18 protein-coding genes are annotated in these 23629 nt (G+C 52.7%); 16 read left to right on the top strand and 2 right to left on the bottom strand.

The annotated features are described in order from the left end of the window. The first annotated feature begins 45 nt into the window (after positions 1 to 45). The 16 genes from mraY to HBA93_RS11040 all read left to right on the top strand — a co-directional run bounded on the left by mraY (position 46) and on the right by HBA93_RS11040 (position 20784). The gene (gene mraY / locus HBA93_RS10965) at positions 46 to 1128 is read left to right on the top strand and encodes a phospho-N-acetylmuramoyl-pentapeptide-transferase (RefSeq protein ID WP_022711362.1); all 1083 of its coding nucleotides are present in this window, start codon (positions 46 to 48) and stop codon (positions 1126 to 1128) included. Positions 1129 to 1220: 92 nt separating this feature from the next. Next, positions 1221 to 2630: a UDP-N-acetylmuramoyl-L-alanine--D-glutamate ligase gene (gene murD, locus HBA93_RS10970; protein WP_221723343.1), complete on the top strand. Its 1410-nt coding sequence runs from the start codon at positions 1221 to 1223 to the stop codon at positions 2628 to 2630. Beyond that, positions 2630 to 3781 carry a putative lipid II flippase FtsW gene (gene ftsW / locus HBA93_RS10975; protein WP_022711365.1) on the top strand — a complete coding sequence of 384 codons (1152 nt, stop codon included), beginning with the start codon at positions 2630 to 2632 and terminating at the stop codon, positions 3779 to 3781. The genes murD and ftsW overlap by 1 nt, the downstream gene beginning before the upstream one ends. 75 nt (positions 3782 to 3856) lie before the next feature. After that, a complete protein-coding gene (gene murG / locus HBA93_RS10980) occupies positions 3857 to 4984 on the top strand; it encodes an undecaprenyldiphospho-muramoylpentapeptide beta-N-acetylglucosaminyltransferase (RefSeq protein WP_221723283.1) in 1128 nt (375 codons plus the stop codon). Next, positions 4981 to 6387, top strand: coding sequence for a UDP-N-acetylmuramate--L-alanine ligase (gene murC / locus HBA93_RS10985; RefSeq protein WP_121991459.1), 1407 nt, complete (start codon positions 4981 to 4983; stop codon positions 6385 to 6387). Before murG ends, murC begins: the two co-directional genes overlap by 4 nt. Positions 6388 to 6544: 157 nt before the next feature. After that, a complete protein-coding gene (murB, locus tag HBA93_RS10990; RefSeq protein ID WP_221723284.1) occupies positions 6545 to 7510 on the top strand; it encodes a UDP-N-acetylmuramate dehydrogenase in 966 nt (321 codons plus the stop codon). Between the two features lie 546 nt (positions 7511 to 8056). Then, positions 8057 to 8983 (top strand): D-alanine--D-alanine ligase, encoded by a 927-nt coding sequence (locus HBA93_RS10995; protein ID WP_221723285.1) that lies wholly within the window; start codon positions 8057 to 8059, stop codon positions 8981 to 8983. After that, positions 8971 to 9909 (top strand): cell division protein FtsQ/DivIB, encoded by a 939-nt coding sequence (locus HBA93_RS11000; RefSeq protein WP_502910082.1) that lies wholly within the window; start codon positions 8971 to 8973, stop codon positions 9907 to 9909. Before HBA93_RS10995 ends, HBA93_RS11000 begins: the two co-directional genes overlap by 13 nt. Next, positions 9906 to 11228 (top strand): cell division protein FtsA, encoded by a 1323-nt coding sequence (ftsA, locus tag HBA93_RS11005; RefSeq protein ID WP_221723287.1) that lies wholly within the window; start codon positions 9906 to 9908, stop codon positions 11226 to 11228. The genes HBA93_RS11000 and ftsA overlap by 4 nt, the downstream gene beginning before the upstream one ends. Before the next feature lie 237 nt (positions 11229 to 11465). Then, positions 11466 to 13241 (top strand): cell division protein FtsZ, encoded by a 1776-nt coding sequence (gene ftsZ, locus HBA93_RS11010; protein ID WP_221723288.1) that lies wholly within the window; start codon positions 11466 to 11468, stop codon positions 13239 to 13241. Positions 13242 to 13397: 156 nt separating this feature from the next. Beyond that, positions 13398 to 14258, top strand: a complete 861-nt coding sequence (gene lpxC, locus HBA93_RS11015; RefSeq protein ID WP_221723289.1) for a UDP-3-O-acyl-N-acetylglucosamine deacetylase — start codon at positions 13398 to 13400, stop codon at positions 14256 to 14258. Positions 14259 to 14643: 385 nt separating this feature from the next. Continuing rightward, a complete protein-coding gene (locus HBA93_RS11020) occupies positions 14644 to 15480 on the top strand; it encodes an outer membrane protein assembly factor BamD (RefSeq protein WP_121991655.1) in 837 nt (278 codons plus the stop codon). Positions 15481 to 15598: 118 nt separating this feature from the next. Beyond that, positions 15599 to 17278, top strand: coding sequence for a DNA repair protein RecN (recN, locus tag HBA93_RS11025; RefSeq protein WP_221723290.1), 1680 nt, complete (start codon positions 15599 to 15601; stop codon positions 17276 to 17278). 70 nt (positions 17279 to 17348) lie between these two features. Then, complete coding sequence (ligA, locus tag HBA93_RS11030) at positions 17349 to 19502, top strand: NAD-dependent DNA ligase LigA (RefSeq protein ID WP_221723291.1); 2154 nt, start codon at positions 17349 to 17351, stop codon at positions 19500 to 19502. Positions 19503 to 19708: 206 nt separating this feature from the next. Next, positions 19709 to 20485: an AzlC family ABC transporter permease gene (locus HBA93_RS11035; RefSeq protein WP_221723344.1), complete on the top strand. Its 777-nt coding sequence runs from the start codon at positions 19709 to 19711 to the stop codon at positions 20483 to 20485. Then, a complete protein-coding gene (locus tag HBA93_RS11040; protein WP_121991452.1) occupies positions 20485 to 20784 on the top strand; it encodes an AzlD family protein in 300 nt (99 codons plus the stop codon). The genes HBA93_RS11035 and HBA93_RS11040 overlap by 1 nt, the downstream gene beginning before the upstream one ends. Before the next feature lie 69 nt (positions 20785 to 20853). Here the strand turns inward: HBA93_RS11040 and HBA93_RS11045 are convergent, their stop codons facing one another. After that, positions 20854 to 22677: an aminopeptidase P family protein gene (locus HBA93_RS11045; protein ID WP_221723292.1), complete on the bottom strand. Its 1824-nt coding sequence runs from the start codon at positions 22675 to 22677 to the stop codon at positions 20854 to 20856. A 42-nt stretch (positions 22678 to 22719) separates the two neighbouring features. Then, positions 22720 to 23598: a 50S ribosomal protein L11 methyltransferase gene (locus HBA93_RS11050; RefSeq protein ID WP_121991450.1), complete on the bottom strand. Its 879-nt coding sequence runs from the start codon at positions 23596 to 23598 to the stop codon at positions 22720 to 22722. Positions 23599 to 23629: the final 31 nt, after the last annotated feature.

The following is a 23629-nucleotide window of genomic DNA, read 5'->3' on the forward strand; positions in this document are numbered from 1 at the left end:
GCTATGTGTTAAAGTGCCGATACCGACCTGAAGGGCATTCACCCGATGCTGATGTTATTAGCCAATGCTGCGGATCATCTGTCGTTTTTCAACGTATTCCGCTATATTACTTTCCGCACCGGCGGTGCACTGATTACATCAGCTTTGCTGGTCTTTTTACTTGGGCCACGCATTATTGACAGTCTGCGCGTCCGGCAGGGGCGCGGTCAGCCGATCCGTGCTGACGGCCCGCAGACTCACTTCAAGAAAGCCGGTACGCCTACCATGGGCGGTTTGATGATCCTGTTCGGAACATTGGCTTCGGTCATGCTCTGGGGCAATCTCAAAAGCGTTTATGTCTGGGTTGTGTTGCTGGTAACAATCAGCTTCGGTGCTATCGGTTTCTACGATGACTATCTGAAAGTGACAAAACAGTCGGATAAAGGTTTTTCCGGCAAGGCACGTCTCGGGCTTGAGTTCATCATTGCTGCAATTGCTGCCTATGTCATCATGCGCACCGGTCAGGAGCCGTTTTCGTCCTCACTGACATTCCCGTTCCTGAAAGGCATGTTGCTGGATCTGAGCTGGTTCTTCATTCCTTTTGCTGCTTTTGTCATGGTTGGTTCCGGTAATGCGGTCAACTTTACCGATGGTCTTGATGGGCTGGCGATTGTGCCGGTGATGGTTGCTGCGGCTTCTTTCGGCTTTATTGCTTATCTGTCGGGTAACGCGATTTTTGCGGATTACCTGCAAATCCACTTTGTACCGGGCACCGGTGAGCTAGCTGTTATTCTCGGTGCCGTGATTGGTGCCGGTCTGGGTTTCCTCTGGTTCAACGCTCCGCCTGCCGCGATCTTTATGGGTGATACCGGTTCGCTTGCGCTGGGCGGTATGCTGGGTGCGGTTGCGGTTGCGACCAAGCACGAAATCGTGCTGGCAATCATCGGCGGCCTGTTCGTTATGGAAGCACTGTCGGTGATTATTCAGGTTGGCTGGTTCAAGCTGACCGGCAAGCGTGTGTTCCTGATGGCGCCAATCCATCACCATTTTGAGAAAAAAGGCTGGACTGAAAGTCAGGTTGTGATCCGCTTCTGGATCATTGCGATTATTCTGGCGATGATCGGTCTTTCAACGCTGAAACTGCGTTAAATAAATTGCAAAACACACGTAATCCGAATGGTTTTGTTAACCATTCGGATTAAATTATATATTGAATATTATTGTCGACTGGCGGCCTGATCATGATCCCGACACTGACCCTCAAAGATAAAGCTGTTGCGCTGTTTGGCCTTGGCGGTTCCGGTATTGCAACGGCGAAAGCTATGATCGCCGGCGGCGTGAAGGTTGTGGCATGGGATGATAATCCGGACAGTGTTGCCCGTGCGGTAGCGGAAGGCATTCTCACGCAGAATTTACGCGAGGCAGACTGGTCCGGTTTCAGTGCATTTATCCTCTCTCCCGGTGTGCCGCTGACCCATCCGCAGCCGCATTGGAGTGCGGAACAGGCACATCAGCGCCAAGTTCCGGTTATCGGTGATGTGGAATTATTCTGCCGTGAGCGCAATGCAGCGCTGGCTGCAGGCGATGATGTACCGTTTGTTGCCATTACCGGCACCAATGGAAAATCCACCACAACCGCGCTGATTGCCCATATTATCAAAGCCTCAGGCCGTGATATGCAGCTCGGCGGTAATATCGGTACTGCCGTGTTGTCGCTTGAAGCACCGGCAGATGGCCGTAACTATGTGGTTGAATGTTCGTCCTATCAGATTGATCTGGCACCTTCGCTCAATCCGACAGCGGGTATTTTGCTGAACCTGACGCCCGATCACCTCGACCGTCACGGTACGATGGAAAATTATGCAGCTATCAAAGAACGTCTGGTTGCAGGCAGTGATACGGCCATCGTGGCGGTGGATGATGATTACTGCATTGCTATTGCAGACCGCCTTGAAAAATCCGGTAAGAAGTTGATCCGTTTCTCGAAAGATCAGGTGCTGACAGAGGGCTTCTATGCGCAGGGTGCGGATATCTATCGCGCCGGTAGTGGCAAGACAGAACTGCTATTGTCGCTGGAGGGCATCGGTTCTCTGCGCGGTGCGCATAATGCACAAAATGCTTTGGCCGCAATCATCGCATGCCTGACTGTTGGTCTGAGCCTTGACGAAATCCGCGCCGGTCTGCGTAGTTTTCCGGGGCTTGCTCATCGTATGGAGCAGGTCGGCCATCAGGGTAAAACCCTGTTTATCAATGATTCAAAAGCCACCAATGCGGAAGCAACTGCGCCTGCACTGTCGTCTTTCCCGCAACTTTACTGGATTGCGGGCGGCCTGCCGAAAAGCGGTGGCATTGAAAGTCTGCGCATCTTCTTCCCGCGCATTACCAAAGCCTATCTGATCGGTGAAGCGGCGGCGCAATTTGCGGCTACTCTGGGCAATGATGTACCGTTTGAAATCAGTCATACGCTGGATGCCGCGATTGATCATGCAGCCTTGGATGCGGCACAGGATGCGGCTGATGAGCCGGTTGTGCTGTTGTCACCGGCTTGCGCCAGTTTTGACCAGTTTCCGAATTTTGAAAAACGCGGCGCAGCATTCCGCGATAAAGTCATGACACTTCAGGGATTTGCACCAATCGGGAGGGCAGACTGATGGTTAGCCGCGTAGACAGAGGCCCTGTCGCCAATTGGTGGTGGACGATTGACCGTTATTTTCTGGCTGCCTGTCTGGCACTGATGGGGCTTGGCATTTTGCTGTCCTATGCCGCCAGTCCTGCGGTGGCGGAGCGTATTGGTCTGGACAGTTTTCACTTTGTTGAGCGCCAGATCTTTTTCATGATCCCTGCGCTGATCGCTATGATCGGTACGTCATTTCTCAGCCCGCGTCTGGTGCGCCGTTTTGCATTGGCTCTGCTTGGTATTTCTCTGTTGCTGATGGTTGCAGCCCTGTTTTTCGGGATTGAAGTCAAAGGTGCGCGGCGCTGGGTCTCTCTGGCCGGAGTTTCCATCCAGCCGTCCGAGTTTATGAAACCGGCTTTTGTGGTGATTTGTGCATGGTTGTTCTCCGAACAGGAGCGCAGCGGGGATATGCCGGGCAGTTTCATGGCGCTTATCCTGTTCGGTCTGGTTGCAACACTGCTGATGGCGCAGCCGGATTTCGGGCAAACCACGCTGACCGCTGTGAGCTGGGGCGCTATGTTCTTTCTGGCGGGCATGTCATGGATGTGGATTGTCGTCTTTGGCGGCGGTGCAGTCGTGCTGGGCTTGGGCGCTTATACATTCCTTCCCCATGTGGCGGGCCGTATTGACCGCTTTATGACCGGTGAAGGTGACACGTTTCAGGTTGATACCGGACGCGAAGCGATTATCAGTGGCGGCTGGTTCGGGCAGGGGCCTGGTGAAGGCACGATCAAACGTATTATCCCTGACAGCCATACGGACTTTATTTTCTCGGTGGCTGCGGAGGAATACGGTATTATTCTATGCATTCTGATTATGCTGCTGTTCGCCTTTATCGTTATTCGCGGGCTTGTTGTTGCCATGAGAGAGCGTGATGCTTTCTCGCGTCTGGCAATTTCCGGCATTGTGATTTTGTTCGGCTTCCAGTCGATCATCAATATGGCAGTGAATCTGCACCTGATGCCTGCCAAAGGGATGACTCTGCCGTTTATTTCCTATGGCGGTTCATCGCTGGTGGCGATTGCAATTACGATGGGTTTCCTTCTGGCGCTGACACGTCAAAATCCTGAACGCCGTATGTCTGCTTCGCTGAAAGGCGCAGGCGAACGTATTCCTGTGCTTTAAATTATAAGACGAATTGCGCAGTTCCGGTGAATGATTGTTCGGGACTGCCTGTTAAAAAATACAGAACGGATGATGATGACAAAAGGTGTTATCGTTTTGGCGGCGGGTGGTACCGGCGGGCATTTATTTCCTGCTGAAGCGCTCGCGCATGAGCTGACAAATGACGGTTATGATGTACATCTGGTAACGGATAAACGTGCGCAGCGTTTTGTTTCCGGTTTTGATGAAAACCATGTCCATGTCGTGCGTTCCGCAACCATTGCCGGTAAAAATCCGATTGCACTGGCGAAGACATTTTACAGCCTGTGGCAGGGTAATCTCGATTGCCGCAAGCTTTTCCGCCGTCTGAATCCCAAGCTGGTTGTCGGTTTTGGCGGCTATCCGACCTTGCCGCCGCTCTATGCAGCCTCGCGTATGGGTATTCCGACGATTATCCATGAGCAGAACGCGGTGATGGGACGTGCCAATAAAGGTTTGTCTGCCCGCGTGACAGCGATTGCCGGTGGTTTCCTGTCGGCAGAGAGCGGCGCTCATGCGGCTAAAACGGTGCAGACCGGTAATCCGGTGCGCCCGAGCGTTTTGGCACAGACCAATGTGGCTTATAAGCCTTCAGTAGAGCCGGATGTTTTCCGCTTGCTGGTTTTTGGCGGCAGTCAGGGCGCGCAATATTTTTCTACTGTGGTGCCTGCCGCGATTGCTCTGCTTGAGATTGACGAGCGTGAACGACTGTTTGTCACTCAGCAGGCGCGTCCTGAAGATGAAGTGATTTGCCGTAAAGCCTACGAGAAGCTGGGCGTTAAAGCACAGGTCGCACCATTCTTCGGTAATCTGCCGGAGATGATGGCGCAGGCGCATTTCGTTCTCTCCCGTTCCGGTGCTTCTACCGTTTCTGAAATTGCAGCGATTGGCCGTCCGAGCCTGCTGGTGCCATTTCCGTTTGCCCTTGACCACGATCAGGCCGCCAATGCCGAAGCGCTGGCAAAAGCCGGTGGCGGTGAGGTTATCCGTCAGGCGGAGCTGAAACCGGAAAAACTGGCAAAAATCCTGATTGCAGCGCTGAGTGAGCCGCAAAGACTGGCAGATATGGCAGCACGGGCAAAAAGTTCCGGCCGTCCTGATGCAACACGGTTGCTTGCTGATCTTTCAGAAGCTATTGCAGCGGGATTGTCTGTTTCTGATTACAAAGAAGGAAAACGCGCATGAAAATGCCTCTGAATATTGGTCTGGTTCATTTTATCGGAATCGGCGGCATTGGCATGAGCGGTATTGCGGAAGTGCTGCATAATCTGGGCTATAAGGTTCAGGGTTCTGATCAGGCTGACGGTGCCAATGTGCAGCGTCTGCGTGATAAAGGCATTGAAGTTTTTGTCGGTCATAAAGCTGAGAATATCGGCAAGGCTGATGTGGTTGTGGTTTCCACTGCTATCCGTCCGAATAATCCGGAGCTGGTTGAGGCGCGGGAAAATCTGCTGCCAATCGTGCGCCGTGCGGAAATGCTGGCCGAGCTGATGCGCTTCCGTCAGGCAATTGCCATCGGCGGTACCCACGGCAAAACCACCACGACTTCTATGGTTGCAACGCTTCTGGAAGCCGGCCATCTTGACCCGACCGTTATCAATGGCGGTATCATCAATGCTTATGGCACCAATGCCCGTATGGGTGAGGGTGAGTGGATGGTGGTTGAGGCCGACGAGAGCGACGGTACTTTTCTTAAGCTGCCTGCCGATATTGCAGTTATCACCAATATTGATCCGGAACATCTCGACCATTACGGCTCGTTCGATAATGTACGTGCTGCTTTCCGTCAGTTTGTTGAGAACGTACCTTTCTATGGTTTCGGCGTGATGTGTCTTGACCATCCGGAAGTTCAGGCGCTTGTCAGCCGTATCGAAGACCGCCGCGTGATTACCTATGGTGAAAACCCTCAGGCGGATGTGCGTTTCTCCAACCATCATATGGATGGTGCCGTATCTGTTTTTGACGTTGTCATTCGTGACCGCAAGGGCGAAGTCGTCGAGATCAAGGACCTGCGTCTGCCGATGCCAGGTCGTCATAATGTGTCCAATGCGACTGCGGCCATTGCTGTGGCGCATGAGCTTGGTCTGACTGCCGATGATATCCGCAAGGGTCTGTCCGGCTTTGGTGGTGTGAAGCGTCGCTTTACCCATACCGGCTCATGGAACGGCGTTGAGGTCTTTGACGATTATGGCCACCATCCGGTTGAAATCAAAGCCGTGCTGAGAGCTGCCCGCGAAGCCGCGCCTAAGCGCGTGATTGCGATTGCCCAGCCGCACCGCTTTACGCGTCTGGCGAGCCTGTTCGATGATTTCTCAACTTGCTTCAATGATGCGGATACTGTGATGATTGCGCCGGTTTATACCGCCGGTGAAGATCCGATTGAGGGCGTGACCTCGGAAGCCTTAGTGAGCAAGATCAAAACTGCCGGTCATCGCGATGCTCGCTATCTGGAAGACCCTGCGCATTTGCCTGAAGCGATTAAAGCGCTGGCACAGGAAGGTGACTTTGTCGTGTTCCTTGGTGCCGGTAATATCACACAATGGGCATACGCATTGCCTAAGCAGCTGGGTGGTACAAGCGCAAGCTGAGACAATGTGTGCGGTTAGCGCTGTTTCATTTACTTGGCAGGGTTTGAGGAATAATGCCTTGATCCTGCCGTGTTTTTCCTGACCTTATCCGAATTGTTGTGATGCTTATAATCCGGAAAATTTGAAGTCCGGATCGATTTAAGAGAGATGGTTGAAAATGGCTGTAAAGCTTGATGGTGAAGCGCTGCTTAAGCAGCTTGAAAAACCTTTGTCCGGTATTCGCGGACGTCTGACACCAAATTCCGGCATGGATAAGATCACATGGTTTCGTGCCGGTGGCCCTGCGGAAGTTTTGTTTCAGCCTGCGGATGAGGATGATCTGGCAGAGTTCCTGAAAAATGTTCCGGAAGAAATTCCGGTCATGACTGTCGGTATCGGCTCAAACCTGCTGGTGCGTGAAGGTGGTATTCCGGGCTTTGTGGTGCGTTTGTCTGCAAAAGGCTTTGGCGAGGTCGAGCGGGTGGCAGATACACGTCTGCGTGCCGGTACGGCGACACCGGACAAACGTGTGGCTGCGGCTGCGCTTGAAGCTGAAATCGCCGGTTTCCATTTCTATCACGGTATTCCGGGTGGTATCGGCGGTGCATTGCGCATGAATGCCGGTGCCAATGGTGTTGAAACCTGTGAACGTGTTGTGGAAGTGCGTGCGCTTGACCGTAAAGGCAATCTGCATAGCTTAAGCAATGCGGATATGGGCTATGCCTATCGCCATTGTTCTGCACCGAAAGATCTGATTTTCACCAGTGCGCTGTTTGAAGGGCCGCGTGGTGAAGCAGCTGCAATCCGCGCAGCTATGGATGAAGTGCAGAACCATCGTGAGACGGTGCAGCCGATCCGTGAGAAGACTGGCGGTTCTACTTTTAAGAACCCTGAAGGCACATCTTCATGGAAGGAAATCGATAAAGCCGGTTGCCGTGGTTTCACTGTCGGTGGTGCGCATATGTCGAATATGCACTGCAATTTCATGATTAATGGTGATAATGCCACCGGTTATGATCTGGAATTGCTGGGGGAAACTGTGCGCAATAAAGTGCGGGCGAATTCCGGCATTAAGCTCCATTGGGAAATTCGCCGTCTTGGCCAGTTCCTCGAAGGGCGCGAAGTCACCGAATTTCTCGATTAATCTTTTACTCTTTTTGTAGTCGTCGCTCCTTTTTCAGGAAGGCAGCTGAAGCTCTGTAAAATCACCGCTGTTTTCTCTGATTTGGGAGAGCAGCGGTGATTTGTTTTCAAGGAGGGTTTTACGCGGTTTTCCGAGTGATTTGCCCCTGTCAAGAGTCCTGTCTTTGTATTTTGCTAAAATAAATTTCCGAAGTAACTAATTATCAAAAAACCATAATAAATCAGTGGTTTCAACCGAATCTGATTCGTATGTTGCTAGCGTAATTTTTTGTAAGGGCTTGCCATAGAATCAACTCTCTGATTCTTATAGTGAACAAGCGTTAGTGATTTGGGTCGGCAAGTTAATTTTGCCTTGGGGTTCTGCGGAAGTCTTCCGCCGGAGCGCTGTATAATTGTCTGAATTTTGGTTCGGGTTTTGATTGTGCGGCGTGCCAGGGAATATTTTTAATGTGTTTTGCGTGTCTGTTCGACATGCGGCTCAGCTCCGGCGGGCTCAGAGTTTAGTTTTATGTGTATCAGCGTTGCTGGCAGAGGGGACATGGTTAAAATGACAGGTAAACATGTTGCTGTCTTGATGGGCGGGTTTTCATCGGAGCGTCCGGTCAGCCTTTCCTCAGGTGCTGCTTGCGCAAAAGCGCTTGAAGAGCAGGGCTATCGTGTGACGCGCGTTGATGTCGGCCGTGATGTGGCCGCCGTTCTGGCTGAGCTGAAGCCTGATGTGGCCTTCAATGCTTTGCATGGTCCTTTCGGTGAAGACGGTGCCATTCAGGGTATTCTTGAATATCTGCAAATCCCTTACACACATTCCGGTGTGCTGGCCTCGGCGCTGGCTATGGATAAAGGTCGTGCCAAGCTTGTTGCCGGTGCTGCCGGTGTGGCTATTGCACCATCGCGCGTGATGAGCCGCTTTGATATTGGTAATCAGCATCCGATGCAGCCGCCTTATGTGGTGAAGCCGGTGCGTGAAGGTTCCAGCTTCGGCGTGGTAATCGTGCGTGAAGGGCAGAGCGCTCCGCCGCAGATTCTCGGTTCGGATGAGTGGAAATACGGCGATGAGGTTATGGTCGAGCGCTATGTCGCCGGACGTGAATTAACCTGCGCTGTGATGGGTGATCGCGCCCTTGGTGTGTGCGAGATCATTCCGCTGGCACATTCCTTCTACGATTATGACTCAAAATATGCAGATGGTGGCTCGCGGCATGAATGTCCTGCGAAAATTTCACCAAATATTTACCAAAAAATACAAATAATGGCACTTCAGGCACATCAGGCAATCGGATGTCGCGGCGTGAGTCGTTCCGATTTCCGTTTTGATGAGAACGGCTCCGGTGACGGTGAGCTGATCTGGCTTGAAGTGAATACGCAGCCGGGCATGACGCCGACCTCTCTGGTGCCGGATATTGCCAAGGCTGAAGGGTATTCATTCGGTGAGTTGTTGAGCTGGATGGTGGAGGATGCCTCGTGCATGCGATAAAGGCGAGATCTGACAGAAGTAATCGTGATGCGATGATGTCCCGTACATCACTTTCGCACGGTGGTGCTTTTGTTCTTCCGCGTTTTCTGCGCAAGCCTTTCCGTATTGCCTCGCGCCTGTTCGGCGGCGGGGTCAATGTTCCGCGTTATGCGGGTACTTTCGGCATGATCGGTTTTCTGAGTGCGACCGGCATTTACGGTATGGTTATTGGTAACCATACGCATGAGGTTGTGAAGGCAACGGCATCAACTTTCGGTTTTGCAATCGAGAAGGTGAGCGTTGCCGGTAATAATGAAACCTCTGAAATTGATATTCTTGAAAAGCTCGGGCTCGACGGAGAGACATCTCTGATCGGTTTCAATGCGGATGAAGCACGTCAGGCGATTGAAACCTTGCCTTGGGTGGCCGGTGTTGAAATCCGCAAAGTCTATCCGGGTTCTGTTGTGGTTTCCCTGCAGGAGCGTAAGGCATTTGCAGTCTGGCAGTCCGGCCGTGATTTGCTGCTGGTGGACGAAGAAGGCAAGCCGATCGTTCCGTTGAACGGTTCACGTTATGCCTCGCTGCCGCTGGTGGTGGGCGAAGGCGCTTCGAGCCGCGGCAAAGCTTTTATTGAAACAGTCGCGGCCTATCCTGATCTGGCCGCCAAAGTGCGTGCCTATGCGCGGGTTTCTGACCGCCGCTGGGATCTGTTGTTTGATAATGGTGTACGGGTTTTGTTGCCTGAGCAGGATGTAAAGCGTGCTCTGGCAGAGGTTGAAACCCTGCAACGGACTAAAAATATTCTTGGTCGGGATATTCTCAGTCTCGACATGCGTCTGGATGACCGTGTGACTGTACAGCTCACACCGACCGGCATGGAAAGCCGTGTGAAAATGCTGAAAGACCGTGAAAAAGCTGCCAAAGCGGCAGCGGGTAGGCGCGTATGAGTATCTGGTCTGCAAAAAATACTTCCGGTTCGGCCTCTTCAGGTCGCCGCACGCGGCTTCTGACAGTGCTTGATGTCGGGTCGAGCAAGGTTTCCTGTGTGATTGCGCGTCTGCGCCCGCGGGATGAAAGCGCGTTTCTGCCGGGTCGTACGCATCGTATGGATGTGCTGGGTATCGGCTATCAGAAGTCCCGCGGTGTTAAATCCGGTGTTGTGATTGATCTGGATGCTGCCGAGCAGTCGATCCGTCTGGCCGTTGATGCGGCTGAACGTATGGCCGGTCTGACCGTTGAATCGCTGATCGTCAATATTTCTTCCGGTCGTCTGAAAAGCGAAAGCTTCAATGCGAGCATTGATCTGGGCGGCCATGAAGTAGAGAAAACGGATATCCGCCGCGTGCTTGCTGCCGGTGCCAAACAGGCGCTGCAGGCTGAGCGTCATCTGGTTCACTCGCTGCCGATTGGTTACACACTCGACAGTGAACGCGGTATCCGCGATCCGATGGGCATGCTGGGCGATTCACTCGGCGTTGATATGCATGTGCTGACCGCAGACAGTGCACCTTTGCGCAATCTCGAATTGTGCATCAATCGCTGCCATCTCTCGGTTGAAGCTATTGTCGCCACCCCTTATGCGAGCGGTCTGGCGGCTCTGGTGGATGATGAAGCGGAAATGGGCGCGGCCTGTATTGATATGGGCGGCGGCACCACAACAATTTCCGTATTCTCGGAAGGCAAATTTATCCATGCTGACGCCATTGCCATTGGCGGTATGCATGTAACAATGGATGTGGCACGCGGGTTCTCCACCCGTATGGAAGATGCTGAACGTCTCAAAGTTATGTATGGCTCAGCGCTGCCAAGCGCCGCCGATGACCGCGATCTGATCAGTGTTCCTCCGATCGGCGATGACGATCGTGATGTGCCCAACCAGTATCCGCGTTCAGTTCTCACCCGTATCATTCGTGCCCGTGTTGAAGAAACACTGGAACTGGTTCGTGACCGGCTGAATGCTTCGGGTCTGGGCCATATTGTCGGTAAGCGTGTTGTGCTGACAGGTGGCGCAAGCCAGCTGACCGGTATGCCGGAAGTTGCCCGCCGTATTCTGGCGCGCAATGTCCGTATCGGGCGGCCTTTAGGAATTGCGGGATTGCCGGAAGCTGCAAAAGGTTCGGCATTTTCGGCAACAGTAGGCCTGCTGATTTATCCGCAGGTAGCAGGCATTGAAGAACGGTCTGTTCGTGCTGCCTCCGGTGGTCGTCTTATCGGCTCCGGCGGGCGTATGTCACGGGTCGGCCAATGGCTGAAAACAAGTTTTTAGTAAGAAAGAGCTGCAGCTTTCCTGAGGAGTAAAATTGAAGGAAAGCAGTTTTGAAACAAGGGTTTGAGATTTTTTATTTCTGACCCGATTACACTCTGGGCTTTTTGCCAAATCATGGTAAATGACCGGATAATTTCAAAATGATAACGCGGTTCCTTCCGGGGTATGCGTACAAAAAATAAATCAGAATACGGCACCGCGGCGGCGAAGCGGTGAAAGGCAAAAGGAACGAAACTGATGACAATCAATCTGCAAAAGCCGGATATCACCGAGCTGAAGCCGCGCATCACCGTTTTCGGTGTGGGCGGGGGTGGCGGTAACGCTGTCAACAACATGATTAACGCCGGTTTGCGTGGCGTAAATTTTGTTGTGGCCAATACCGACGCCCAGGCTCTGACCATGTCCAAGTCTGAACGTATTATTCAGCTGGGTGCAGCTGTGACCGAAGGTCTGGGTGCAGGTTCGCAGCCGGAAGTCGGCCGCGCAGCCGCTGAAGAGTGCATTGATGAAATCATCGATCACCTGAACGGCACACATATGTGCTTCGTAACCGCCGGTATGGGCGGTGGTACAGGTACCGGTGCCGCGCCGGTTGTTGCCCGTGCAGCGCGCGAAAAAGGTATTCTGACCGTTGGTGTTGTCACCAAACCTTTCCACTTCGAAGGCCAGCGCCGTATGAAAACGGCTGATATGGGTATCGAAGAACTGCAGAAGAATGTCGATACTCTGATTGTCATTCCGAACCAGAACCTGTTCCGTATTGCCAATGACAAAACCACTTTTGCCGACGCTTTTGCGATGGCCGATCAGGTGCTGTATTCCGGTGTTGCCTGCATCACCGACCTGATGGTTAAAGAAGGTCTTATCAATCTGGACTTTGCTGACGTTCGCTCGGTTATGCGCGAAATGGGCAAGGCCATGATGGGCACCGGTGAAGCTTCCGGCGACGGTCGTGCGATTGCTGCTGCTGAAGCTGCGATTGCTAACCCGCTGCTGGATGAAACCTCCATGCGCGGTGCGCGCGGCCTGCTGATCTCGATCACAGGTGGTCGTGACATGACACTGTTTGAAGTTGACGAAGCTGCTACCCGTATCCGTGAAGAAGTCGATCAGGATGCTATGATCATTCTCGGCGCGACCTTCGATGAAGGTCTCGAAGGTGTGATCCGTGTTTCTGTCGTTGCTACCGGAATCGATAAGCAGATCGGAGACGCGGCGCCTGCGCCGCTGGAATTTCGCCAGCCAGCGAAACCAGTAGCCAAACCAGCTCCGCAGCCGGCCGCTCAGGCTCCTGTTCAGCAGCCTGTTGCTCAGGCTAAACCTGTTGAACATGCAGCTTCAGCTCAGCAGTCCCTGCATTTGGGTGAAGGTGAGCAGCGCTCTTATGCGCCGCCAGCCGCTACCAATGATGCTGCTTTCCAGCCGCAGAGCCGTATTTTTCAGGCACCTGCACCGGACATGATGGAAATGCGCCAGCAGCCAGCAGCTCCGCGTCCGCAGATGCAGGCTCCGGTTCAGCCGCAGATGCAGCAGCCAAATCAGAATCTGGGTCATAATCTGGCACCTCAGCCGCAGTTCCAGCCGCAGCAGCACATGGATCCGGCTCTGGCTCCTCAGCAGCCGCGTCAGGCTCCGCGTATGCCAAGCGTATCGGACTTTCCTCCGGCTGTTCAGGCGGAAATGAATGCCCGTCGCTCACCGGCTCCGCAGCCGGCACAGCAGGCACATGAAGAACGCGGTCCGCTTGGTCTGCTGCGTCGTCTGACTGCCAGCCTGTCCCGTCGTGATGACGAACAGCCGACTGCCCGTCTGGAACCGGCTCAGAAACGTGAAATGCCGGCCGCTCCGATGCAGGCTCGTGCCCCTGAACAGCGCCGTCCGCTGTCGCAGGATGCCTCGATCTATGCACCGCGCAACGGTCAGCTTGACAGTCAGGGTCGTGCACAGCCGCGCATGGCTTCTGAAGATGATCAGCTTGAAATTCCGGCGTTCCTTCGCCGTCAGGCCAACTGATCTGATAAAATACCTTTTGCTTAAATTTCACCGCGTTCTCATAAGGACGCGGTGTTTTTTTGTTTCATGGATGATGTTTTATCGGCGAACAAGATTGAGCCTTGAGGCTGAGCGTCTTATATGAAACTGGCAGATAAGACAGGAAGCAGGATTGTTATGAAAACTATGCAGCAAACAATAGCCGGATCATTTCCGCTCTCGGGATTTGGTGTGCATGGCGGCAAACCTGTGACGCTGGATATCAGCCCGGCTCCTGCGAACCACGGTATTGTTTTTATCCGCCACAACAGCGAAGGGCGTCGCGAGAGTATTCCTGCACTGTCTGCCTCTCTTGGCTCAACAACACTGAATACGTCAATCGGCTCTGCTGATTTTGGTGTCAGCACAATTGAGCACCTGATGGCAGCGATTGCTGCGCTTGAGGTTGATAACCTGACCATTGCAATTGACGGTCCTGAAGTGCCGATCCTCGGCGGCGGTTCGGCTGAGTTTATACGTGCATTTCGCAAGGCCGGATTAACGAAACAGGATACCCCCCGCCAGCATATGACTATTTTGAAACCCGTGCGTGTGGAAGACGGGCAGAACTGGGCTGAATTTGTACCGTATGACGGTACCCGCTATGAGGTGGAAATTGATTTTCCGGTGGCCTCAATCGGCCGCCAGTCTTTCAGTTTTGATCTTGATGCCGATGTCTTCGAGCATGAAATCGCTAAAGCGCGTACCTTTGGTTTTATGCGCGATGTAGAAAAGCTGCGCTCAATGGGGCTGGCGCTTGGCTCGTCTCTGGAAAATTCGATTGCTATCGGTGATGGCGGCGAGGTGCTCAATCCTGACGGGTTGTATTATCCGGATGAGTTTGTGCGCCATAAATTGCTGGATTCCGTCGGTGATCTGGCGCTGGCGGGGCATCCGTTCCGTGGTCTGTTCCGTTCTTATCGCGGCGGTCATAAGCTGAATGCGCATCTGGTGAAGGCATTGCTGGAAAATCAGGACCATTTCCGGCTGGAAAGCTGAGTTTTTGTTATCTGAAGAACACAGCACGCAACTATAAATGATAATCAGGATACATTACTCAATGATTCTTTGTGAGTCTGTTCTGTCAGCCTTAATTGAGCCGCGAACACATGCAGTGTGATGGCGGTTGGTAAGAGATTTTGCTGTTTTATGACTGTACGGGTTGAAAAAGTCGTGTCTGGCAGGCATTGCAGTCTCGAAGCAGTGCGAATAAACTTGTATTAACATTGCCGATTGTTCTCAGCTATGGTTTATGAACCCTCTGACACAGGAATGATTTGCCCATGATTTGTGTTGCCGAAACACCGGAGACAGCATGACGATTTCTAAATTCCCACATACTGCAGCCAATGTTACTGGTGCTGAGGGTTCTCAAATTCGTAAAATGACCAAGCTGGCGATGGCGACCAGTGCTGTCGTGCTGACAATGGCGCTTGCAGGTTGTGCCTCCGGCGAAAAAGATGTTGACCTGTCCAAATATGTCGAGAGCATTGATCCGGCAGACAAGCTTTATAATGAAGGTCTTGCCAATCTCGAAGCCGGACGTCTGGACGAAGCGTCGAAGAAATTCGCTGCTGTTGACCGTCAGCATCCTTACACAGAATATGCGCGTAAATCGCTGGTCATGTCCGCATTCACCAATTACCGCAAAGGTAATTATGAAGAGGCCATTTCAATGGCCAAGCGTTACAACACGCTTTACCCGACTTCGGATGAATCCGCTTATGCCTATTACATCATCGGTCTGAGCTATTTCCGTCAGATTCCGGATGTAACGCGCGATCAGGCGGCAAGCCGCCGTGCGATTGCTGCAATGCAGGAAGTGATCGATCGTTTCCCGAAATCGGAATATGTTGAAGACGCCAAAACCAAAATCCGTTTTGCCCGTGACCAGCTCGCCGGTAAGGATATGCAGGTTGGTCGCTACTATCTTGAACGCAAGGAATATCTTGGTGCGATCAAGCGTTTCCGTAATGTGGTTGAGGAATATTCCAACACCCGTCAGGTGGAAGAAGCGCTGGCTCGTCTGACTGAGGCGTATTTTGCACTGGGTCTGACTTCTGAAGCGCAGACCGCTGCTGCGGTTCTGGGTAAGAACTTCCCGGACAGCCCATGGTATAAAGATTCTTATAAGCTCTTGCAGGGTGGTGGTCTTGAGCCGCGTGAAAACTCCGGTTCGTGGCTTTCCAAAGCATCTTCGCTCATCACGGGCGGAGCATAATGCAGGCAGAGCGAGTTGTAGTTAAATGATAACTTCAACTCGCTCAGTCTTATTGTTTCCCCGCATTTATCGATGCCAAATGTGGTCATTTGACTGTAAAATGCTATAAAAGGCAGCCATGCTAGCGCAACTGTCGATCCGCGATATCGTCCTGATTGAGAAACTCGATATCGAGTTTCAAAAAGGGCTGTCTGTCCTCACCGGCGAAACCGGTGCAGGTAAATCCATTTTGCTCGACAGCTTGTCTCTGGCGCTTGGTGCCAGAGGTGATGCGTCTCTTGTGCGTCATGGCGCGGATCAGGGGCAGGTGACGGCGGTGTTCGATGTCGGCATCAATCATCCCGCCCGGCATTTCCTTAAAGACAATGAAATCAGTGATGATGGTGATATTATTCTGCGCCGTGTGCAGAATAGTGACGGGCGTTCGCGTGTTTTCATTAATGATCAGGCGGCAAGCGTTGGTTTGCTGCGTGAACTTGGCCGCCATCTGGTGGAAATCCACGGGCAGCATGATGATCGTGCGCTGATTGACACAGATTTGCACCGCACACTGCTGGATGCTTTTGGCGGACTGGACGGACAGACTTTGCAGCTCCGCCGTTTGTATAAGCAATGGCGCGACAGCGAGAGTGCTTTGGTCAAGCATCGCGCCAAGGTGGAAGCCGCAGCACGTGAGGCCGATTATTTGCGCGCCTCCGCTGAAGAACTCTCCAAGCTCGATCCGCAAGAGGGCGAAGAAGACGAGCTGGCTGAAAAGCGCTCCATCATGATGAAGTCCGAGAAGATCGCGACAGATGTCAGCGAAGCCAATGATCTGCTGTCCGGTCATGAGTCGCCGGTGCCGACGCTGGCTGCTTTGGTGCGCCGTCTTGAACGCAAAATGCCGGAAGCACCACATCTGCTGGAGCCGGTGATTAAAGCGATTGACGAGGCGCTGGACCGTCTCGGCGATGCGCAAGGCGGTATTGATACGGCAATGCGCGAGATTGATTTTGACCCGCGTGTACTGGAAACAGTTGAAGAACGTTTGTTTGCGCTGCGTGCTGCATCGCGCAAATTCTCTGTGCCGGTGGCCAATCTGGCTGCATTGCGCGACAAGATGGATGCAGATTTGCAGGATCTTGATGCCGGTGCTGAAAAGCTGGAGCAGCTGGAGAAGCAGGCACAGGAAAACCGTGCAATCTATGATGCAGCGGCTGCTGCTTTGTCGGCAGAGCGTGCAAAGGTCGCCCAGTCATTGACACAGGCTGTGATGCAGGAATTGCCGGCGCTGAAGCTGGAGCGTGCGGAATTTATCGTCAATATCGAAACCGATACGGAAAACCGCAGTGCTGAAGGTATTGATGTTGTTGAATATTGGGTGCGTACCAATCCGGGTACACGCGCTGGGCCAATGATGAAAGTCGCCTCGGGCGGTGAATTGTCCCGTTTCCTGCTGGCGCTCAAAGTTGCCCTTGCTGATCGTGGCTCGGCACCGACCCTTGTATTCGATGAAATTGATACTGGTGTGGGTGGTGCCGTGGCTGATGCGATTGGTCAGCGTCTCGCACGACTTTCTTCCAATGTGCAGGTTCTGTCTGTCACCCATGCGCCGCAGGTTGCTGCGCGTGCGACAACGCATTTTCTGATCGCCAAGGCGCAAGGGGAGAGCGAGCAAATGCGCACCTCTATCCGCACGATGGAAGTGGCCGAGCGTCAGGAGGAAATTGCCCGTATGCTCGCCGGTGCCAGTGTGACTGACGAGGCCCGCGCAGCTGCCGAGCGTTTGCTGCGGGAAAACGGCGCTTTGACTGTATAAAATTCAGTCTTGAGCGTTTGATTTTATCCGACTGTGTTATATTCAATCCGTAAACGGAGACGGGTTGAATATGAGCGAAATCAGCGTTGAAAATTTGAGCGAAGAGCAGGCCGCAACTGAGCTTGCAGTTCTGGCAAGAACCATCGCTAAGCATGATTTCCTTTATAATACACAGGATGCGCCATCCATCTCCGATGCGGAATATGATGCGCTACGCCGACGTAATCAGGCGATTGAGCAACGCTTTCCGCACCTGATCCGTGAAGATTCACCCTCGTTGAAAGTCGGCGCGGCGGTTTCCGAGAAATTCTCCAAAATCACTCATAAGGTGCCGATGCTATCGCTGGATAATGCGTTCAGTGACGAGGATGTGGGCGAGTTTATCGGGCGGGTTTATCGTTTTCTCAAACTCTTTCCCGGTAGTCCGCTTGGTATTACCGCAGAACCGAAGATTGACGGGCTGTCGCTCTCGCTGCGTTATGAGCAGGGGCGTTTGGTTCGTGCTGCCACGCGCGGCGATGGCTCGGTGGGCGAGAATGTTACGAATAATGCGCGTACGATTGTTGATATTCCGCAGGTTCTCAAAGGTGATGCGCCTGATGTGCTGGAAGTGCGCGGCGAAGTCTATATGAGCCATGCGGATTTTGCGGCACTCAATGAAAAACAGGAAAAAGACGGCAAACCGGTCTTTGCCAATCCGCGTAATGCGGCAGCAGGTTCTCTGCGCCAGCTGGATAGTAAAATCACCGCCAGCCGTGTGTTGCGTTTTTTCGCCTATGCATGGGGTGAGGTGAGTGAAATGCCTGCCTCTAGCCAAATGGGCATGGTGGAAAAATTTCAGTCCTATGGCTTTACTATCAATCCGCTGATGCGCCGTTTTGAGAGTGTACCGGAGCTGGTTGCCCATTATCATGCGATTGAAGAACAGCGTGCCACGCTTGGTTATGATATTGATGGCGTGGTTTATAAGATTGACGATCTGGCTCTCCAGCAGCGGCTTGGTTTTATCTCACGCAGTCCGCGCTGGGCAATTGCCCATAAATTTCCGGCAGAGCGTGCTTTCACCATTCTCAAAGGTATTGATATTCAGGTCGGTCGTACCGGCGCTCTGACGCCGGTTGCACGTCTGGAGCCGATTACGGTTGGTGGTGTGGTGGTGACCAATGCCACGCTGCATAATGAAGATTATATTCGCGGATTTGACCAGAAGGGCAATGTATTGCGTGAAGGGCGTGATATCCGCGTCGGCGATACGGTGATTATTCAGCGTGCCGGTGATGTGATCCCGCAGATCGTGGATATTGTAGCCGATAAACGCCCTACGGATAGCGTTACCTATGAATTCCCGCGTCTCTGCCCTGTCTGCGGCAGTCATACGGTGCGTGAAGAAGGTGAGGCAGTGCGCCGTTGCACCGGTGGTCTGATCTGCGAGGCGCAAGCCGTTGAGCGTATCCGCCATTTTGTTTCCCGCAATGCTTTTGACATTGAGGGGCTGGGCGAAAAGCAGGTTGAATTCTTCTTCAATGCTGAGGATGAGAGTTTAAAAATCCGCACACCGGCAGATATTTTCACGCTGGAAAAGCGGCAGGCCGCATCACCGCTGAAGAAGCTGGAAAATATTGAAGGTTTTGGTGCGACATCGGTGAAAAAACTCTATGCTGCGATTAATGAGCGGCGTGAGATTGCGCTGAGCCGTTTTCTGTTCGGGCTTGGTATTCGTCATGTCGGTGAGGTCAATGCCAAGAAACTCGCGCGTGCCTTTGGTTCTTATGCGAAGCTGGCTGAAATGGCGCAGGCGGCTCTGGTGCCGCAGGAAAAGAGCGATAAGGGCAATGATGCCTGGCGTGAACTGACCGATGTGGAAGGCATTGGCACGATTGTCGCCGAGGCGATTGTAGATTTCTATCAGGAACCGCATAACACTGAAGTGCTGAGTGCATTGCTGGCAGAGGTAACGCCTCTGGATGAAATTCACGAAGTTGTGAGCGGATCACCGGTTGCCGGTAAGACTATTGTTTTCACCGGATCGCTGGTGCGTATGTCGCGTGATGAGGCCAAGTCCATGGCTGAGCGCTATGGCGCAAAAGCAGCAGGTTCTGTTTCAAAAAAGACAGATTTGGTGGTTGCAGGCCCCGGTGCAGGCTCAAAACTGGCAAAAGCTGCCGAATTGGGCATTGAAGTGATTGATGAAGATGCATGGTTCACACTGGTGGGTGCGGATTAAATATCCGGTTTTATGACAGGACAGGTGTGTCTGCCCTGCACTTGATTGGTTTTATGCATCAGCCTATTCATAACCAGAGTGGGAGCGGAGAGCAGTTTTCTGCTTTAGTCCATTCTTTGATGACAAGCGCGGGTTGATGACGATTGTGACCATCAGGCGCGCTTGCAAAAATACTGGTAATGAAAATGGATGGATGTAATCCGAAAATGCTGCCTCAGGATGGTTCCTGTGCAGCACAAACGAATGCCGAATTGTTTTATGACGGCTTCAAACGTGCAATTCCTGTGACCCTTGCCAGCGCGCCTTTTGGCCTGCTGTTTGGTGTGGTTGCCGTTGATAACGGCTTCAATGTCTGGGATTCCGTGCTGATGAGCACCATGGTTTTTGCCGGAGCCAGTCAGCTGGTGGGGATGGAACTGTTCGGCCATCACGTTGCGCCCTGGATGATTCTGCTGTCGATTTTTGCAGTGAATTTCCGTCACGTATTGTATTCCGCAGGTACAGGACGACTGATTAAGCATTTCACGCCGTTACAGCAGATTGTCGCCTTCTTCTTTCTGACTGATGTGCAATATGCGGAGAGTGAAAAGCGTGCTGAGCAGAAACTGCCGATCAGCTTTATCTGGTATATCGGACTTGCCGCGCCGCTTTACGCTATGTGGGTTTTTGAAGCCTATCTCGGCGCCACCTTCGGCGGAATGATCGGTGATCCGAAAGCCATCGGCCTTGATATGCTATTGCCGATTTACTTTCTCGGGCTGGTAATGGGTTTTCGCAGCCGTACCAACTGGCTGCCGATTGTTGCTGCCAGCTCCGTGACCTCCGTTGCCGCTTATTTTTGGATCGGTTCGCCGTGGCATGTATCGATTGGTGCCATTGGCGGGATTGCTGTTGCTGTGATGATTGCCAAGCCGCTGTCTGGCCGTGAAACCGTGATTACGCTGGATGATGAACCGGTGAAAACTGTGAAGGACGTGCAGTAATGTCTTCAACCGTTTGGATTATTTTTGGCGCGGCTGTGCTGACTTATATTACCCGTATCGGGGGGCATCTCATTCTTTCGCAGTTTGAGCGCGTGCATTATCGCGTTGAGGCCGGGCTCAATGCCGTGCCTGCGGCAGTGCTGACAACGCTTGTTGCTCCTGCTGCTTTCAATGCGGGATGGAAAGAGTTTGTGACCATGGTGCTCTGCACTCTGGCGGCATTCCGTATCGGTATTATTCCGCTGTGTATTTTTGGCGGTGTGCTGATTGTGCTGTTGCGCCAATATATGCCGTTCTGAGATCGGTATAAGATTGATAATAAAAAAAACCGGCGCATGCGCCGGTTTTTTTGTTCAGACGGGTATGATTTACAGCGCTTCAGTCGCTGCAATTAGCCAATTCTTTTCGTCTTCCGAGCAATGCGGCAGTAATTTGTCGCGGGTCTGTGCATGATAATCATTGAGCCACGTCAGTTCGTCCGTATTGAGCAGAGAAACATCAATGAGACGACGATCAATCGGGCAGAAAGTCAGCGTTTCAAACTCATGCATCGCGATATCGCCGCCATCAATTGCTTTCGGCTCTTTGACGATAATCAGATTTTCAATGCGGATGCCGAATTCGCCCGGACGATAATAGCCCGGCTCATTGGACAGGATCATGCCGGTTTTGAGTTCTTGTGCACCACGCTTTGAGATGCTCTGCGGCCCTTCATGAACCGCGAGATAGGAACCAACGCCGTGGCCGGTACCATGCGCATAGTCATAGCCATGCTGCCAGAGAGCGGCACGGGCAAAGGCATCAATATCCTGACCGCGCGTGCCGACAGGGAAGCGCAGGCGTGACAGTGCGATAACGCCTTTCAGCACCAATGTGAAAGTCTTCTTCTCAAAAGCAGAGACTTCACCAATCGCCACGGTACGGGTAATATCTGTGGTGCCGTCACGATATTGCGCGCCGGAATCGATCAGATACAGTTCACCATCTTTGAGTGTGCGGTTCGTATCTGTATTGACGCGGTAATGGATGATTGCGCCGTCAGAACCTGCGCAGGAGATACTGTCAAAAGACAGGTCTTCCAGAGGTTTCTGAAACATTTCACCAACAGTACGGCGGCTTGTTTCAAGCTGCTGTGCGGCGCTGATTTCATCCACACTACCGGCAGGTTGGCTGTCGAGCCATGAAAAGAATTTGACCATTGCCACGCCGTCGCGCTCATGGGCAGCGCGGGAGCCGTCCAGCTCAGCTTTGTTTTTCATCGCGCGCGGCAGACGGGCAGGGTCGGTACCTTCAACCACGGTGCCATTAGCCTGCGTAATGATCATGCGCAGTTTTTCCGCGGCAAGTGCGGAATCCAGCATGAAGCTGGTGCCTTCGCCAGCCAGCTGCGCCAGTGTGCTTTCCATCTGATTTGGAGCAACGATCCTGGTTAGCTGTGTGAGGTAGGCTTCGGTTTCAATCGGCAGTTTACGTTTATCAATAAACAGGATGTGCTGACCATCCGCGGCAATCAGCACGAAGCTCAAAGGCAGTGGTGTATTGCTGACATCGCGGCCGCGAATATTAAATGCCCATGCAACGGAAGACGGATCAGTGAGGATGGTTGCACCGGCGCCGCTTGCCGCAACTGCTTCACTCAACAAGTTGAGCTTGGCGCGTGGCTCCTGACCGGCATATTGCAGTGGCTGAATTGTCACCGGCTCTAATGGCGCGGCAGGTTGATCAGTCCAGACCAGATCCACCAGATTGTCCTGCACCGGCACAAGCTTGCCGCCCTGTGCTTCAAGAGCTGTTTTCAGCGCGCGGGTTTCTGCAATTGTGTGCAGCCACGGATCGAAACCGATGACCAGACGTTTTCCGTTTTTCTCCAGCCATGTGGCTGGAGGATTGTCGACGAGACTTTCAATGTCAAAGACTGCCGGATCGGTTTGCGTACGAACCTGCAATGTGTAGCGCCCGTCGACAAAGACATAGGCTTTGGTTTTCAGGATCAGCGCTGCACCGGCAGAACCGGTGAAGCCGGTCAGCCAGCCAAGGCGCTGAGCACGCAGCGGCACATATTCGCCCTGATGCTCATCGGCACGCGGTACAAGAAAACCGTCCAACTGAAGACGGTTTAGTTCCTCGCGCAATTTGGCTACACGCGGCGCACCGGTTGCCGGATTGCTGCTGACTTCAAAGTTCTGAAACATGAGATTCTGATCCTGAATATATCCCTCGAAGTCCGATTATAATCAGAGCTTTGGCTTCAGGTGAAGAGCAACCCAGCTTTCTTTGTAAATAGTTTTGTGATGTTCAATACCAGCCGCTTCATAGGCTGCAAGAACGCTGTCGCGCTGGGTTTCCAGAATGCCGGACAGGATCAGCGAGCCATTATCTTTCACATGCTGGCGCATCTCGCTTGCCAGTTCAATCAGCGGATTGGCAAGAATATTGGCAACGATCAGGTCAAAAGGTGCCCGAGCTTGCATATCAGGATTGTCAAAGCCGGTGGCGGTGAGGGTTGAAACCCATTTGTCGGCACCGTTCTTCACCACATTTTCCTGCGCCACATCAACGGCAACAGGATCAATATCAGTAGCAAGTACCGGAATGTCGCGTAATTTGGCAACAGCAATGGCCAGAACGGCGCTGCCGGTGCCGAGATCCAGTACATTTTTCGGCTCTTCAAGCGCGACGATTTCTTCAATCATCTCAAGGCAACTGGCGGTGGTGCCGTGATGGCCGGTACCAAAAGCAAGACCTGCATCGATTTCAATGCCGATATCGCTGTCCTGCAGCTTGTCGCGGTCATGGGAACCATGAACGAAAAAACGGCCGGCGCGTACAGGCTTCAGACCTTCAAGGGAATGCAGAACCCAGTCAATATCCGGCAGTTCTTCCACGCCGATTTCGTCCGGTTTCAGGCCCAGACAAGCTGCCATGCGCGGCAGGGCTTCGTCAGCACCGGCTTTATCTTCGGTATAAAGCGAGATTTCATAAATCTGCTTGTCCTCATCAATTTCAGTGTTGGCCAGCGGCAGACCATCTTCTTCAAATACCGGTTCAAGCAGATCGAAAATCTGCTCAGCCTGATCTTTGTCCCGTGTGAGATATAAGCGGTACTGTGCCATGTGGGGTCTCTGAATTGGAGTTATAAAAAAG

The sequence above is a fragment of the Ochrobactrum sp. SFR4 genome (genome assembly GCF_019730395.1).
In the GTDB taxonomy this organism is placed as follows: Bacteria; Pseudomonadota; Alphaproteobacteria; order Rhizobiales; family Rhizobiaceae; genus Pseudochrobactrum.